The organism is Nocardia vulneris (assembly GCF_001613425.1).
GTDB classification, from domain to species: domain Bacteria; phylum Actinomycetota; class Actinomycetes; order Mycobacteriales; family Mycobacteriaceae; genus Nocardia; species Nocardia vulneris.
Genome location: NZ_BDCI01000047.1, coordinates 161,595 through 175,741 on the forward strand (window position 1 = coordinate 161,595; position 14,147 = coordinate 175,741).

The 14,147-nt window shown below is 68.0% G+C and carries 16 protein-coding genes; 8 read left to right on the forward strand and 8 right to left on the reverse strand.

Annotation, left to right across the window (positions count from 1 at the left end; translation table 11 throughout):
- Positions 1–181 precede the first annotated feature (181 nt).
- The gene (locus NVU01S_RS38695) at positions 182–715 is read left to right on the forward strand and encodes a DUF4360 domain-containing protein (protein ID WP_244467402.1); all 534 of its coding nucleotides are present in this window, start codon (positions 182–184) and stop codon (positions 713–715) included.
- Here NVU01S_RS38695 and NVU01S_RS38700 read toward each other — a convergent pair.
- The 3 genes from NVU01S_RS38700 to NVU01S_RS38710 all read right to left on the reverse strand — a co-directional run bounded on the left by NVU01S_RS38700 (position 679) and on the right by NVU01S_RS38710 (position 3,919).
- Positions 679–2,217 (reverse strand): FAD-dependent monooxygenase, encoded by a 1,539-nt coding sequence (locus tag NVU01S_RS38700; protein ID WP_063776017.1) that lies wholly within the window; start codon positions 2,215–2,217, stop codon positions 679–681. The genes NVU01S_RS38695 and NVU01S_RS38700 overlap by 37 nt on opposite strands.
- Before the next feature lie 67 nt (positions 2,218–2,284).
- The gene (locus NVU01S_RS42895; RefSeq protein WP_014985927.1) at positions 2,285–2,482 is read right to left on the reverse strand and encodes a con-10 family general stress protein; all 198 of its coding nucleotides are present in this window, start codon (positions 2,480–2,482) and stop codon (positions 2,285–2,287) included.
- 159 nt (positions 2,483–2,641) lie between these two features.
- Entirely contained in the window at positions 2,642–3,919 is a 1,278-nt protein-coding gene (locus NVU01S_RS38710) for a glycosyltransferase 87 family protein (protein ID WP_043676889.1), read from the reverse strand.
- Positions 3,920–4,049: 130 nt separating this feature from the next.
- Between NVU01S_RS38710 and NVU01S_RS38715 the strand changes: the two genes are divergently transcribed.
- Positions 4,050–4,442 (forward strand): ankyrin repeat domain-containing protein, encoded by a 393-nt coding sequence (locus NVU01S_RS38715; protein ID WP_042253376.1) that lies wholly within the window; start codon positions 4,050–4,052, stop codon positions 4,440–4,442.
- Between the two features lie 69 nt (positions 4,443–4,511).
- Positions 4,512–4,928 (forward strand): nitroreductase family deazaflavin-dependent oxidoreductase, encoded by a 417-nt coding sequence (locus NVU01S_RS38720; protein ID WP_209444844.1) that lies wholly within the window; start codon positions 4,512–4,514, stop codon positions 4,926–4,928.
- Positions 4,929–4,931: 3 nt separating this feature from the next.
- Here NVU01S_RS38720 and NVU01S_RS38725 read toward each other — a convergent pair whose 3' ends face one another.
- Positions 4,932–6,305: an FAD-dependent oxidoreductase gene (locus tag NVU01S_RS38725; protein WP_043676891.1), complete on the reverse strand. Its 1,374-nt coding sequence runs from the start codon at positions 6,303–6,305 to the stop codon at positions 4,932–4,934.
- Between the two features lie 158 nt (positions 6,306–6,463).
- Between NVU01S_RS38725 and NVU01S_RS38730 the strand changes: the two genes are divergently transcribed.
- A complete protein-coding gene (locus NVU01S_RS38730) occupies positions 6,464–8,017 on the forward strand; it encodes an amino acid permease (protein ID WP_043676945.1) in 1,554 nt (517 codons plus the stop codon).
- A 31-nt stretch (positions 8,018–8,048) separates the two neighbouring features.
- The gene (locus NVU01S_RS38735; protein WP_156522242.1) at positions 8,049–8,747 is read left to right on the forward strand and encodes a hypothetical protein; all 699 of its coding nucleotides are present in this window, start codon (positions 8,049–8,051) and stop codon (positions 8,745–8,747) included.
- Here NVU01S_RS38735 and NVU01S_RS38740 read toward each other — a convergent pair whose 3' ends face one another.
- The 3 genes from NVU01S_RS38740 to NVU01S_RS38750 form a co-directional block, all read right to left on the reverse strand.
- Positions 8,748–9,239: a carboxymuconolactone decarboxylase family protein gene (locus NVU01S_RS38740; protein WP_043683285.1), complete on the reverse strand. Its 492-nt coding sequence runs from the start codon at positions 9,237–9,239 to the stop codon at positions 8,748–8,750.
- The gene (locus NVU01S_RS38745) at positions 9,236–10,315 is read right to left on the reverse strand and encodes an NAD(P)H-dependent amine dehydrogenase family protein (protein ID WP_043683288.1); all 1,080 of its coding nucleotides are present in this window, start codon (positions 10,313–10,315) and stop codon (positions 9,236–9,238) included. Before NVU01S_RS38745 ends, NVU01S_RS38740 begins: the two co-directional genes overlap by 4 nt.
- 158 nt (positions 10,316–10,473) lie before the next feature.
- Entirely contained in the window at positions 10,474–11,196 is a 723-nt protein-coding gene (locus NVU01S_RS38750) for an esterase/lipase family protein (protein WP_043683291.1), read from the reverse strand.
- Positions 11,197–11,400: 204 nt separating this feature from the next.
- Here NVU01S_RS38750 and NVU01S_RS38755 point away from each other — a divergent pair, with 204 nt between their 5' ends.
- Positions 11,401–11,730 carry a hypothetical protein gene (locus tag NVU01S_RS38755; RefSeq protein ID WP_043683294.1) on the forward strand — a complete coding sequence of 110 codons (330 nt, stop codon included), beginning with the start codon at positions 11,401–11,403 and terminating at the stop codon, positions 11,728–11,730.
- 1 nt (position 11,731) lies between these two features.
- Here the strand turns inward: NVU01S_RS38755 and NVU01S_RS38760 are convergent, their stop codons facing one another.
- Positions 11,732–12,874: an erythromycin esterase family protein gene (locus NVU01S_RS38760; RefSeq protein ID WP_043683298.1), complete on the reverse strand. Its 1,143-nt coding sequence runs from the start codon at positions 12,872–12,874 to the stop codon at positions 11,732–11,734.
- An 82-nt stretch (positions 12,875–12,956) separates the two neighbouring features.
- On the opposite strand from NVU01S_RS38760, the gene NVU01S_RS38765 reads away from it, so the two are divergent.
- Entirely contained in the window at positions 12,957–13,691 is a 735-nt protein-coding gene (locus NVU01S_RS38765; protein WP_043683301.1) for a TioE family transcriptional regulator, read from the forward strand.
- A 35-nt stretch (positions 13,692–13,726) separates the two neighbouring features.
- A complete protein-coding gene (locus NVU01S_RS38770) occupies positions 13,727–14,125 on the forward strand; it encodes a VOC family protein (protein ID WP_043683304.1) in 399 nt (132 codons plus the stop codon).
- Positions 14,126–14,147: the final 22 nt, after the last annotated feature.

Genomic DNA, 14,147 nt, shown 5'->3' on the forward strand with positions numbered 1-14,147 from the left:
ACCGACTTAAAGTGAGGTTTGTCCCGCAACCGGAACATTCCGAGGAATTCCAATGTACAAGAAATTAGCCGCCGTCGGCGCCGCCCTATTTGCGTTCGCTTTGCCGATGTCCGGTTCCCCCGTTTCTGGGCAGCCCGGGTCCGACTGGCCGGGCGCCCCACCGGACAAGATCGTCATCGACGTGGTGACCGTCAACGGCACCGGTTGCCCCAAGGACACAGCGGCAGTGGCGGTTTCACCCGACAATACCGCCTTCACGGTGACCTACAGCGCCTACACCGCGCAGGTCGGCCCGGGCGCCGGCCCCACCGACTTCCGCAAGAATTGCCAGCTCAACCTGAAGGTGCACGTCCCGCAGGGCTTCACCTACGGAATCGCGCAGGCGGACTACCGCGGTTTCGCCAGCTTGCAAAAGGGCGCGACCGCGCTGGAACGGGCCCGTTACTATTTCCAGGGTAATTCACCGACCGACTTCGTCGATCACACATTCAAAGGCCCGTTCTCCGACGACTGGCAAAAGACCGACACCACCGAGGTAGGCGCGATCGTCTATCTGCCGTGCGGCGAAACCCGGAACTTCAATATCAACACCCAATTGCGGGTGGACGCGGGCAACTCCGACCCGAAGAAGACCAGCTTCATCACGATGGACTCGACCGACGGCGCCATCAACACCACCTACCACTTCGCGTGGAAGGTCTGCCCGAACCCCTGACCCTCACTGCCTGACACTGGAATCCCGTTGGTGACAACGGGATTCCAGCCATGTCGGCATGCCGCGCGGAACCAGCGGTGGTGCGCGGCGGCCAGCCCGTCGAGACTGCCGCCCTCGCCCGCCCACGCCACGTACCCGTCGGGCCGGACCAGCAGGCCGGACAGCTCCCGCGCGTCCACCGGCTTGCCCGTCACCACCCGGACGCCCGGCGGCCAATTCGCCGCCAGCGCACGCAATTCCGCCGAGTCGGCCAGATCGAACAGCACCGCCGCACCGTCGGCGAAATGCTCGCCCAGGCGTGTCCCGTCGGACAGCTCGAAGTCCGGCACGACCGCCCCGACCCGTTCGTGCGTGCCGCCGAGATCGTAGCGGTGCAGCACACCGGAGATCCGTTTGAATACCGTGGTCGTACCGTCGCGGGTGGCCAGCAGCTCGGTCATGAAAGCGCGAAGTTGCTTGCTGCGCTGGTCGAGTCGCATCAGCGCGATCTGTGCCCGGCTCCAGTTCAGCACCGTGGCGCCGATCGGATGCCGCTCCGCGGTGTAGGTGTCGAGCAGGTCCTCGTCCGCCCGGCCGCGCACCACGGCCGCGAGCTTCCAGCCCAGGTTGACCGCGTCCCCGATACCGAGGTTGAGGCCTTGCCCGCCGAATGGCGAATGGACGTGCGCCGCATCGCCTGCCAGCAATGCCCGGCCCCTGCGGTACGAGGTGACCTGACGGGTGTTGTCGGTGAACCGCGTGGCCGAGTGCACGGCCGTGATCCGCACCGGCACACCGGAAACCGCGCGCAGGGCGGCCTGGAGTTCCGCGGCGGTGATCGGCGCGTCCCGATCGGCGGGCGGGCCGTCCAGCTCGACGGTGAGGATCCGGCCGGGAGTCGGCCCGTAGGTATACATTCCGGTGGGCGTCGTGATCCAACCCGGCTGCAACTCCTCGGCGCCGGTCATCTCGACGAGCGCCTGATGCCCGGTGATTTCGGCCGCCAGGCCGGGAAAGTCGAAACCGGCGCGTTTGCGCACCGTGCTGCGGCCGCCGTCGCAGCCCACCAGCCATTCCGCCCGAACGTCGGTGTCGCCCAGGCGAACTGTCACGCCGGTGCCGTCGTCGGTGAAGTCCGTCATGGTGACCCCGCGCCGGATCTGCACCCCCAACTCCTCGGCCCACTCGCCGAGCATCGACTCCAGGTTCTGCTGGGTCACCAGAAAGATGTGGGACGCGGGACCGAGATCGGCGAACGCCGGGTCCTCGAGGTCGAGGGCGTCGCGCCGTAGCATGATGCCCGCGAAATGCCCGACGAACGGCGGCCCCTGCGGAACCTCCGGTGCCGCATTCTCTTCCGCCCCCGCGACGCCGAAGGCCGCGCGCAGCGGCGCGGGACTCTTGTCCTGTGCCGCGCGCAAACGTGCCAGCAGCCCGCGCCGATAGATCGCCTGCGCGGCCGGCACGGTGATCGCGGCGGCCTTGATCGTCTGATCGATCTCGGTCCGGCATCCTTGCGTCACTCTTGCGCCGACCGGACAGCCGGATGGGGCGAGGCCGCGGCCTCGCCCCATCGTGCGGTCGCCGGGGCTACCGGTTGCGGTGGCTGTGCGAGCCGCCGAGGCGTTTGGCCGCGGTCGGTTGCGCCGCGGCCCCCTTCTTGCCCGCCTCGCTGGCCCGCTTGGGGTCGTTGTCGAAGCTGCCGCTGCTCGCCTTGCCGCCCAGGCTGGCGATCTTGCGCTGCTGCGCTGCGTCCATAGCGGCAAAGCCGCGTGGGGCGTCGGCCATGCGTATCTCTCCTTGCCTCGGGTGTTCTTACCGCGACGGCCGGGGCGTCTCTGTGGCCCGGTTGGTGCCGTCGGACGCAGTCCGTCCCTAGCCGCGCACGGCCGGAGCGGATGCGTAGGTATCGCCTACCCGAGGTACCGGCGAGCAAACACGACCGGCTCAGCTCTGCTGCTGAGCGACCAGCACCGGGGCGGGTTCCGCCCTGCTCACAGCCCTGCGGCCGGAGACGAAATACAACGCGACGAGCAGCACGCTGAACCACACATAGGTGTTGCCCACGACGTGTTGCCAAGCGGTCCACTGGGTTTCGCGATGTTCGCCGTCGGGCAGCCAGTTCTGCGGTCCGTACACGAAGATCGCGGTGATGACCGCGATCGTCACCCACCAGCCGATGGCCTGACGCCGCGGCAGCCTGGTGGCGGCGTAGCCGACGGCGCCGAACAGGGCCGGGGCGATCCACACCCAGTGGTGCGACCACGAGATCGGCGACAGCAGCAGCGTGAACACCGCGTTGATGCCGAGCGCCAGCGGCGGGAAATCGACCGCGCGGCGCATAGCCGCGACCACCAGCACCAGCAGCGCGGCGCCCAGCACCAGCCACAGGACGGTGAACGCGGGCTCGGGCACCTGCAGCCGGGCCAGTACGGCCTGGATCGACTGATTGGTGTGGAAGGCCGAACCGCTCAAGCCGGACACATTGCCCAGCCCGCCGAACCAGTATTTGGCCGAGTCGTGCGGCAACACCACGAACCCGAGGCCGGTCGCCGCGGCGCCGGTGATCGCTGCCGTGGCCGCCGACTTGTAGTCCCGGCGCACCAGGAAGTAGAGCACGAACGCGGCCGGGGTCAGCTTGATCGCGGCCGCGATGCCGATCAGCATGCCGCGCCGCCAGCGCGGCTTGTGGGCCAGGCAGTCGGCCGCGACCAGCGCCATGAGCAGCAGGTTCACCTGGCCGAAGTCCAGCGTCGCATGCACCGGTTCCAGCAGCAGACCCAGCGGCGTGGCACACAGCGTCGCGAACAGCGCCAGCTTGCGCTGGCCGGCCGCGGGCCAGATCCGGCGCGCGACCAGATACAGCGTCAGTGCCAGCGCGGCCACCGAGGACACGAAGAAGGTGAACGCGGCGGCGTGCCAGGGCAGCAGCGCGAACGGACTCAGCGCCAGCGCGGCGAACGGCGGATAGATGAACGGCAGTCCCGCGCCGATGGTGGTCTGCGGCAGCTGGCCGTACATGTCCTTGCCGTGCCGTAGCGCGTCCACACCCAACCGGTAGACCTGCAGGTCGATGAACCCGCCGGTGATCTCGTGGAACGGCCACACCGGCAGCAGCAGACAGAACGCGGAGAACCCGATGGCGAGGGCCGGTGCCAGCCACACCACGACCCCGAGTCGACGGTGCTGTGCTTCCGGCTCAACGCGGGTGGTGACACTACTCATCCGCGGCGACTATACCGACCCGTGCGGCGCGGCACACCAGGTGGGAGGGGCTACCCGCGAGTATTCGACCGGACTCGGGGTCGCGGCGCGCGCGACCGGTAACCGCGCGGGCGGTGGTAGTAATGAGCCCATGGGCGCTGACATGGATCCGGAACTCATCGAGCTCGCGACCAAGGTGTTCGATTTCGCCCGGCAGGGCGATGCGACGGCGCTGGCGACATACATAGATGCCGGAGTACCCGCGGACCTCACCAACGAAGCGGGCGACACGCTGCTCATGCTCGCCACGTACCACGGGCACCGCGCCGCCGTCGCGGCGTTGCTCGACCGCGACGCCGATCCGACGCGCGCCAACGACAAGGGGCAGACTCCGTTGGCGGGCGCGGTGTTCAAAGGGGAAACGGAGATCGTGCGGCTGCTGCTCGAATCCGGCGCCGACCCCGACGCGGGCACCCCGTCGGCGCGCGACGCCGCCGTGCTGTTCGGCAAGACCGACCTGATCGAGTTGTTCCGCGACTACTGAGCGGCCCGGAATTTCGCGGTGGCCGATCGGTGTTGTCAGGACGGAATCGACGAACCGGAGGCGAACGACGTGGCACAGAACAGCTTCAACGAACAGGTCATCGCGGAGTTCCGCGCGAACGCGGGCAAGGTCGGGGGCATGTTCGAGGGCGCGCACATGGTCTTGATCACCACGACCGGCGCGAAGTCCGGCCGGCAGATCACCAGCCCGCTGGTCTTCCTGCCCGACGGCGAGCGGGTGGTGCTCATCGCGTCCAACGGCGGCGCGGACAAACACCCGGCGTGGTATTTCAACCTGCGCGCGAACCCCGAGCTGACCGTGGAGATCGGCACCGAACGCTACGAGGCGAAGGCCGAGGAGGTCACCGGGGCCGAACGCGACGCGCTGTACGCCAGGATGGTCGAGATCATGCCGGGCTTCGGGGAGTACCAGGAGAAGACCTCGCGGCGCATCCCGGTGTTCGCGGTGTACCGCAAGCAGGCCTGAACGCTAGCCGCGGGCACGCACCGCGGCGACGGCCTTACGCGCCGCCACCAGCACCGGATCCCACACCGGGGAGAACGGCGGCGCGTAACCGAGGTCGAGCGCGGTCATCTGCTCGACGGTCATCTGAGCGGTGAGCGCGACGGCGGCGATGTCGACGCGCTTGCCCGCGCCCTCCCGTCCGACGATCTGCACGCCGAGCAGCCGGCCCGTGTGCCGCTCGGCGAGCAGCTTCACCGTCATCGCCGCGGCGTCGGGGTAATAGCCTGCGCGGCTGGTGGATTCGATGGTGACCGTGACGAACTGCAGTCCGGCGGCCTGAGCGTCCTTCTCGCGCAACCCCGTTCGGGCCACCTCGAGGTCGCAGACCTTGCTCACCGCGGTGCCGACCACCCCGGGGAAGGTCGCGTATCCCCCGCCGACGCCCGCGCCGATGATCTGACCGTGTTTGTTGGCGTGCGTGCCCAGGGCGATATGCCGTTCCCGGCCCGACACCAGGTCGAGCACCTCGACGCAATCGCCGCCGGCCCAGATGTTTTCGTGACCGCGCACCCGCATGGCGAGATCGGTCAGCAGCCCGCCGTGCGCACCGAGCGGTAAACCGGCGGCACGCGCCAACTCCGTGTCGGGGCGCACCCCGATGCCGAGCACCACCACATCCGCCGGGTATTCCGCGCCGTCGGCCACCACCGCGCGGGCGCGACCGTGCTCGTCGGTCCGCACCTCGGTCACCTCAGCCTTGCTGACCACCGTGATCCCCATGCCGCACATGGCTTCCCGGACCAGCGCGCCCATGTCCGGATCCATGGTCGCCATCGGCTCGGGGCCGCGATGCAGCATCGTCACGTCGTAGCCGCGCCGAATCAGCGCCTCGGCCATCTCGACGCCGATATAGCCCGCGCCGACCACCACCGCGCGTTTGCCCGTCGTGGTCTCGAGCGTATCGATCAACGCCTGTCCGTCGTCGAGCGTCTGCACGCCGTGCACGCCGGCGGCGTCGATGCCGGGCAGCGGCGGCCGGATCGGCCGGGCGCCGGTGGCGAGCACGAGTTTGTCGTAGTCCGTCCAGGATTCATCGCCCGAGTCGAGCGCCCGGGCGCGCACCCTGCGGCCCGCGAGATCGAGCTCGACCACCTCGGTGCGCAGCCGCAGGTCGATGTCGCGGGATCGATGCTGTTCGGGCGTGCGGGCGATCAGGTCGTCGCGGTGGAGCACGTCGCCGCCCACCCAGTACGGGATGCCGCATGCGGAGAACGAGGTGAACCGGCCGCGCTCGAAAACAACGATCTCCAGTTCGCGCGCCGAGCGCAGCCTGCGGGCCTGCGAAGCCGCCGACATACCCGCCGCGTCACCACCGATGACCACCAGTCGCTCCGTCATACCGCCCACGCTACGACGGCGAACCGCCCGGCAGACGGCGGGGGTCGGCGCGATTTGCCGTGGAATTCCTGGTTGCCGTGCGGTTGACCACCGATTACTTCACACTGATCTTCTGGCAAACGCTGTGTGAGGGCAGCGTTTACACCCTGGAGCAGTACATGAGCGATAGCACGCCACCCCCTTCCGATGATGAACGCCGGCTCGCCGAGCTCGGCTACAAACAGGAATTGGCGCGATCCTGGTCCGGATTCTCGAACTTCGCCATCAGCTTCACCATCGTCTCCATCCTGACCGGCGGATTGGCCAGTTACGGAATAGGTTTGGCCAACGGCGGGCCGATCACCATGGCCTGGGGCTGGCCGCTGGTCTCGATCATGGTGCTGTTCGTGGGCATGGCGATGGCGGAACTGGCCTCGGCCTATCCCACCTCCGGCGGCCTGTACTGGTGGGCGGCGCAGCTCGGCGGACCGGTGTGGGGCTGGTTCACCGGCTGGTTCAATCTGATCGGTCAGATCGCGGTGACCGCGGCGATCGATTACGGGGCGGCGATCTTCACGACGGTCGTGCTGAATGTGATCGGCCTCGATATCGGCACCGACCGCACCGCGATCTTCCTGGTCTTCGCCGTCATTCTGGTGCTGCACGCGGTACTCAACGCGATCGGCCCGCACCTGTCCGCGGTGATCAACAATATCTCCGCGTGGTGGCACGTCGGCGGCGTCGCGATATTCGTCCTGGTCCTCGCGTTCGGCGCGGAACAGCACCAGAGCGTCGGCTTCGTGTTCACCGAAACGGTGGACAACAGCGCGGTCGGGTTCGGCGGCGTGGCGTTCAGCTTCCTGCTCGGTTTGCTGCACGCCCAGTACACCTTCACCGGATACGACGCCTCCGCGCACATGTCCGAGGAAACCCACGACGCGTCCCGGATGGCGGCGAAGGGCATCATCAACACCATCGTGGTGTCGGCGATCGCGGGCTATCTGCTGATCATGGCGGTGACGTTCGCGATCCCGAATCTGGACGACGCGCTCGATCCGGCGAAGAACAGCGGCTACCCGGTGATCTACATCCTGGAGAATTCGCTGAACTCCTTCTGGTCCGGGTTGTTGCTGATCATCGCGGCGATCGCGCAGCTGTTCTGCGGCTACGCCTCGGTCACCTCGGCCTCGCGCATGCTGTTCGCGTTCGCCCGCGACGGCGCGGTGCCGGGTTCGGCGCTGTGGTCGAGACTTTCGGCGCGGAAGGTCCCGGTGAACGCGGTGCTCTTCATTTCCACGTTCGCCTTCGTCCTGCTGATTCCCTCGATGCTGGTGCCGGCCGAGAACGCGCCGACCGCCTACGCGGCCGCCACCTCGGTCGCGACCATCGGCCTGTACATCGCGTACGGCATTCCGATCCTGCTGCGCCAATTGAACGGCGCCCGATTCCGCACCGGCCCCTGGCAATTGGGTCGCTGGTATCGGCCGGTCGGCATCGTCGCACTGCTGTGGATCGTCGCGATCAGTGTGCTGTTCATCCTGCCGATGGACGATCGTGGTTATCCCTGGAACAGCGAGTTCACCTGGAATACCGTCAATTACGCGCCGATCGCGTTGGCCGGCGTGGTCGGCGCGATCGGAATCTGGTGGTTCGTTTCGGCGCGCACCTGGTTCACCGGCCCGAAACGCACCGTCGAGCAGGCCCCCGACGACGAGGCACCCGTCAACGCTTGATGTGTCGGTGCCGGTCGCTATGTTCGTCGGCATGGAAAGGATCGACCTGGAGTGCGGGGCTGGGAACGGTCGGATCGTGTTTCCGGGCAACCCGTGGCCCGCCGGGCATGCCATCGAGGAATTCGCGTGGACCGGGCGGCTCGATCGCGCCGGTAATCTGTGGTTCGACTTTCATCTCCGGTCGGCGGATTACGCGGCCGACGGGCTGCCCGAGCACCCGGCGGACGCGCCGGACTGGTCCTCGCCGGTGGTCTGGACGAACTACCACCGGTGCACCTTGTCGTCCACCTATTGGGGCGAGGACGACGGCACCGGCTTTCTCGCGGCGACGCCGGGCAAACTCTTCCAATTGAAAGCCGCTGCGCCGCAACGGCTCACCGCCGACCCGTTGCCGTTACCGGAACTCGGCGAACTCGAGTATCTGGCCTTCAACATCTACCTGCTCGGCCACGATTCGGTGGCCGATCAGGAGGTGCTGTTCACCCGCCGGGCAGACGGCGCGCACGATATCGAATGGTGTGGCCGGATCGCGCTGAGCTACGCGGGCGATCACGAATTCCGTCACCGATTCCGGGTGCGCACGACCGCCGCGCTCGAATACATCCGCTACCCCAACACCCTCACCGCCGAGCAGGCGCACCAGCGGCTGCGCGCCGTGCTGGACGCGCCCGAACTGTTCGAGACCGGACTGGTCGAGGGCCAGCCCGCGTGGGTGCCGAAGCGGCGCTGACTACTGGGTGCTCGCGTGACTGGGCAGCACGCAGGCGGTGTCCAGGCCGAGCACCCGGTTGAGCCGGCCGAAGGCCAGCCAGGATCCGATGCTCATGCTGAGTTCGACCACCTCGGCCTGGCTGTACTCGGCGAACATCCGCGTCCAGAATTCGTCGTCGATGCTGTGGTGGTCCAGGGCGTAGCGTTCGGCGTATTCGGCGGCGAGCCTGGTGCGTTCGTCGAACGCCTCGGTGCTGCGCCACTCGGTGACGGCATCGGCGAACTCGGGTTCCACCTTTTTGCCGTCCCGCTCGGTCCGCCAGTCCTGGCAGAACAGGCAGCCGTTGATCTGGGCGATCCGCAGCCGCGCGGCCTCGAATTCGCGCAGCCCGAGGGTGCTGTGCGAATACACCGCCAGCGAGAACTGCGACGCGGCGACACCGATCCCGGGCACCATTTCGCCCCACACGTAACCGATCGGGTCCTTGCCCTCGGGGATATCGACGATCATGGGAGTTTCCTTCCGAGTTTGCCGACCGCGGGACGCAGCGGGATATCGAGTGCGTCGTAGAGTCCTGGGCCCGCTTCGACGAGCCAATCGATCGCGCTCACCAAACGCCCTACCGCCGTGGCGTTTCCGCCCGCCGAGCGGTTGCCGTTCTCGTCGCTCGCCTCGACGGTGACCTCGATGCGCGGCTGCCCCTCGATGATCACCCGGTGCGCGCCGTCACCGTCGGCCGGCGCGGGCCAGTCCGGCGCACAGGACGGATGGATGCGGGTGACGTGCTCGACCACGATGCGGGGCACGCCGTCGACGATGCCCTGCACCTCGAACCGCACCGCGCCCTGCGTGCCCGCCGCGAACTCGCCCATCGACCGGGTGCTGATCGTGTCGTCCAGCGCGCGACGATCCAGGGTCTCGCGGATCTCGTCCAACTCGACACCCAGCGCCCGGGCCATCAAACGAATCTGCCCGCCCCACACCATGGTCGGCACGCTCGGCGCGAGCATCGGCGGCTGATAGTCCATCGGCTGGCCCATACCGACCAGGTAGCGGACCGAATCGGGCTGGTCGTAGGTGGAGTAGTCGAAGATTTCCTGGCAGCGGATCACCTCGACGGTGCTGCCGAGTCCGCTGATCAGCAGCGGCAGCACATCGTTGCCCCAGCCCGGATCGACACCGGACACGAACAGCGCGCCGCCGCCGTCCGCGATCGCCGCCAGCACCGGCTCGCGGATCTCGGCCGGTGCGTTGCGCGGGTCGTAGAGCGCGTACAGCGCCGGGGTGACGACGACCGCGCCCGCGCGCAGGGCGCGGACGATATCGGCGAGCGCCGCGTCGGGCCGGATATCACCGGAGGCCGCATACACGATCGCGCGCGGACTCGCGGCCAGCACCGCGTCCACGTCGTCGGTCGCGGCGACCTCGAGCGAGTAGTCGAGCCCGCTCAACTCCCCCGCGTCGCGCCCGACTTTGTCCGGATTGTGGACGAGCACACTCGTGAGTTCCAGCGCCGGATGCGCCGCGACGGCCCGAATGGCCGCCCGGCCGACATTGCCGGTGCCCCACACCGCCGTGGAGATCATGCGGCGAGCGTAGCAAGCGCTTGGTCGGTTCACGGCGATATCGCGAACCTGGTAGGCTGACGTCATCTTCGGAGCAAGCGTGACTTTTTTCCGCGCTCCAATCCCCTTTTCGAAGCATCCCAGAGTTATCTGTAACCGACGGTTACAGATAACTCTGCTTACGCTCCGGGCTGCGGCGGGCATTCGGTGCCGAGTGGTCCGCCGCGCAACGCCGCATCGATCAGCTGCTGCATCGCCAGATCGATCGGCTCGTCCGCGTGCGACACCGCGCGGCCCGGACAGAACGCCTGCACACTGGCGTTGACCGCACCGGGCAGCGACTCGCGTTCCTCCCCCGCATCGGTACTGAACAGGTGAAAGGCGGGCACGCCCGGCGGCAGCGCCGGTTCGGCGTTGAGCCGGGTGAGGAACTCCGAACCGGGCACCAGATCGCGGCATCCCGCCGCCCACGCGCAGGCGACGCCGAGATACGTGCCGTACTCCGAGGTGCCGTAGTCGACGTAGGTGCCGACCTGCGCGTGCCCATCGAGGAACTTGACGAAATGACGTTGCGCGAGCCCGCCCATCGAGTGCCCGACCAGGTCCACCCGGGCGGCACCGGTCTCGCGCCGGATCGCGGCGACCCGGTCCGCGACCGCCTGCGCCGAATCCGCGATCGCGGCGGTCCCCGTCGGGTCCCCCAGCAGCAGCATCGAGTACGCGACGTAGCCGCGCGCGCCGAGCCAGGCCCGCAACGTCTCGATCTTGCCCGCGTCGGCGGCGAAACCACCGAGCACGAGCACCGGACGCGCGGGCGCCGGCGCGGCACCGGCCGCACCCACGCCGAACCCCATTGCCACGCAACACAACACCACGGCCCACCGGATCACCCGGACCAGCATGCACCCTCCATTCGGTCGGAAAAGCCCAGCACTTTCGCCTGCACCCTACGTCGAGGTTCCAGTCGCACACCCGCCCCGAGTTCCAATGGCGCAATACTGCTTTTTCGACTCGGACACCCCCGCGAAACTCTGGGAATGCCGCCCCAGGCCCAGGTAGCGTAGGCCTTGCCGCCAAATAATTCCGCCAAAGCGAGAGGGCTGGCCATGGGGTCCGAACCAACTGCACTCGGCTATCTGCGCCGCGACGTGTCGGGTGCGCAACGGGCATGGGATACAACCCAGATCCGTAACCTGGCCAAACGTCTCGGCTACCACCTGCTCACCACCGTGGAATACGACGCCGCCACCGAAGACCCGGTCGGCCAACTGATCACCATGGTCCAAGCACACGGTCTCGAAGCACTCATCACTCCCTCGCTCGACCACCTCGGAGGCAACGCCGAGCCACTGGTCAACAGCTGCGACATCATCACGGCGCGGCCCGAACACACCTACGCCCGCTGGGCTATCCCGCAGTACGACACCGGCGCGTGAATCAGCTCGCGACGCCGGTGCGCACGTGCAGGAGGGCCGCCGCCTGCTCGACGATGAGATGGTCGAGCGGAAAGTAGCCCTGCCGGGGCTCGGGATCGGTCCGGCTACGCGCCGCCTCCGGTGTGGTCGCAGGTAGCAGCCCCCAGCTGGAAGTCTCGCTCTGCAAGAAACTCTCGTGGGTGTCCGGTGCCGGTTCCGCGAGGCCGAGCACCGCGCTGCTGCCCAGACTGCCGATGATGCAGGCGTACTGCTCGTCATCGAGCAATGCCCCGACGATCGCACCGGCACACGCATAGCCCGGCAGCTCGTCGCGCACGGACCCGCGGGATTGATGCTGCCGCAGGTGCAGGTTGTGCGCGAAGACGAGCGTCGGTCCCCGGCGCGCCTCGATATCGCGGATCGCCAACAGGTTCTGCGCCATGAGCGCGTCCCTGGTGGCGAGCAACAGGGTGATCCGCTCGTCGGTGGCCAACCGCCGCGCCGCGGCGCGGTGATAGCGGAGCAGGCCGATACCGGCGTCCAGATTTGCTGCGGCCCTGCGCCATTCGGTGCGTGAGGACGTCGCGATCAAGTCCGGCGCACGTTTACGCAGGGCGAGCGTCATGTCATCGGCGAGCAATCGCAGGCGATCGGCTGCCGCGGTGGCACCGGGTGACTCGGCGGGGTCGAGCACCGCCGCCGAGCGACTCCAGCGCTCGTCCGGGCCGAGCAGATCGCTGAGGTCCAAATCGAGCCGCAGGTAATCCCGGGCGTACTCGAGATAGCGGCGCGGGCTCGGCGCACTGTAGTTCTCGGTCGGCGTATCGAAGCCGTGGAACGAGAGCCGCTGCGCGGGTGGGCGATCCCGGTTGTAGTCACGCAGCCACCCGACCAACTGCCGGTTGGCGTCGAGCGCACCGAAGCCGTGCGAGAAGCCCTGGTCCATCGCGGTGTCCAGGGTGCCGATGTCCGCTCGCACGAAATCGTCCACCGCGAACGCGGCCACCCGATCGGTTTCCAGCACGATCGATCGGAACCCCAGCTCGACCAGTTGCGCGAACAGTTCGTTGCGGATCAGCGCGAAAGCCGGTTCCTGATGCGTCGGCTCCCCCAAGCCGAGCAGCTCACACGCGGGTGGCACGAAGTCACGAATTTCCTGAGTCATGTGGGTCAATCGTATCTTTGAAACAACGGTTGAGGCTTTCGCGTTATCAGCTGATAAATCGAACGGTAAAGTCTCAAAGACGATGAGCACCTTGCGGCCCGCCGACCTCGCTCGCGAACACGGACTGTCCACCCAGGCGATCCGCAACTACGAGCAGGACGGCTTCCTCCCGCCCGCGGCGCGCAGCCCCAGCGGCTACCGGATCTACACCGACGTGCACGCGGCCGCGCTGCGCGCCTACCTCGCCCTGCTCCCCGCGTACGGGCACGCCCTCGGCGGACAGATCATGCGCGCACTGCACGACGGCGACCTGGAACAGGTCCTGCGCACCATCGATCGAGGCCACAGCCAGTTGCTCCGCGACCGGGAAACCCTCGACACGGTACGGAAATCCGTCGCGCACCTGACCGCGGGAGCCGCCGGCTCGACCGCGGCCGACGACCGCGCATCGCGCACTATCGGCGAACTGGCGCATCGCCTCCGGGTCACCCCGGCGACGCTGCGCAAGTGGGAGGACGCCGGGATCCTCGTCCCGGCCCGCGACCGCGCCACCGGCTACCGTCGCTACCAAGCGAGCGACACCCGGGACGCCGAACTCGCACACCTGCTGCGACGCGGCGGCTACCCGCTGCGGCACATCGCCACGGTGCTGCAACAGGTCCGGACAGCGGGCGGCACCGCCGCGCTCGCCGACGCCCTCGACGACTGGCAACACAAACTCACCACCCAGGGCCTGGCCATGCTCGACGCCGCCGCCCAACTCAGCCAGTACCGGCACATCCTCGAACACGCTGCGCCAGAACAACTCCCGGTCTAGCGCCGCGCACTCGACGGCACTACGCTCAGGCCACCATGCCTGATCTCCTCGGCGTCAACCATCTGACCTTGTGCACCACCGACCTCGACCGACTCGTATCCTTCTACACCGAATTACTCGGAGCCAGGCTCGCTTTCGAGCGCGCGGCGACGGCCGCCGGGCCACGCATCGCGGTCGTCGACGTCGGCGGAGCCGACCACCTGATGGTGGTCGAAACAGCCACCGGACCGGATATCGAACTCGACCCGTTGGGCCGGGCCGGGTGGGGCCTGCGCTTACCGACCCACGCGCACCTGTGTGCGGTCCGGGAACGAATCCTCGGCTCCGGCGCACCCGTCGGGCCGATCGAGACGCTGCCTACCCAGTGGACGATGACAGCTCGGGATCCCGATGGCCGGCCAGTCGATATCCGGGCGCATCGGCCCCGCGGCTAGGTTCTGTCTCGAAGTGGTGAGG

Coding starts and splice junctions, on each gene's coding strand:
- NVU01S_RS42895 (WP_014985927.1), bottom strand. CDS start 2,482: ATGGCCGACGCCCCACGCGGCTTTGCCGCTATGGACGCAGCGCAGCAG.
- NVU01S_RS38710 (WP_043676889.1), bottom strand. CDS start 3,919: ATGAGTAGTGTCACCACCCGCGTTGAGCCGGAAGCACAGCACCGTCGA.
- NVU01S_RS38715 (WP_042253376.1), top strand. CDS start 4,050: ATGGGCGCTGACATGGATCCGGAACTCATCGAGCTCGCGACCAAGGTG.
- NVU01S_RS38725 (WP_043676891.1), bottom strand. CDS start 6,305: ATGACGGAGCGACTGGTGGTCATCGGTGGTGACGCGGCGGGTATGTCG.
- NVU01S_RS38730 (WP_043676945.1), top strand. CDS start 6,464: ATGAGCGATAGCACGCCACCCCCTTCCGATGATGAACGCCGGCTCGCC.
- NVU01S_RS38735 (WP_156522242.1), top strand. CDS start 8,049: ATGGAAAGGATCGACCTGGAGTGCGGGGCTGGGAACGGTCGGATCGTG.
- NVU01S_RS38740 (WP_043683285.1), bottom strand. CDS start 9,239: ATGATCGTCGATATCCCCGAGGGCAAGGACCCGATCGGTTACGTGTGG.
- NVU01S_RS38745 (WP_043683288.1), bottom strand. CDS start 10,315: ATGATCTCCACGGCGGTGTGGGGCACCGGCAATGTCGGCCGGGCGGCC.
- NVU01S_RS38750 (WP_043683291.1), bottom strand. CDS start 11,196: ATGCTGGTCCGGGTGATCCGGTGGGCCGTGGTGTTGTGTTGCGTGGCA.
- NVU01S_RS38755 (WP_043683294.1), top strand. CDS start 11,401: ATGGGGTCCGAACCAACTGCACTCGGCTATCTGCGCCGCGACGTGTCG.
- NVU01S_RS38760 (WP_043683298.1), bottom strand. CDS start 12,874: ATGACTCAGGAAATTCGTGACTTCGTGCCACCCGCGTGTGAGCTGCTC.
- NVU01S_RS38765 (WP_043683301.1), top strand. CDS start 12,957: ATGAGCACCTTGCGGCCCGCCGACCTCGCTCGCGAACACGGACTGTCC.
- NVU01S_RS38770 (WP_043683304.1), top strand. CDS start 13,727: ATGCCTGATCTCCTCGGCGTCAACCATCTGACCTTGTGCACCACCGAC.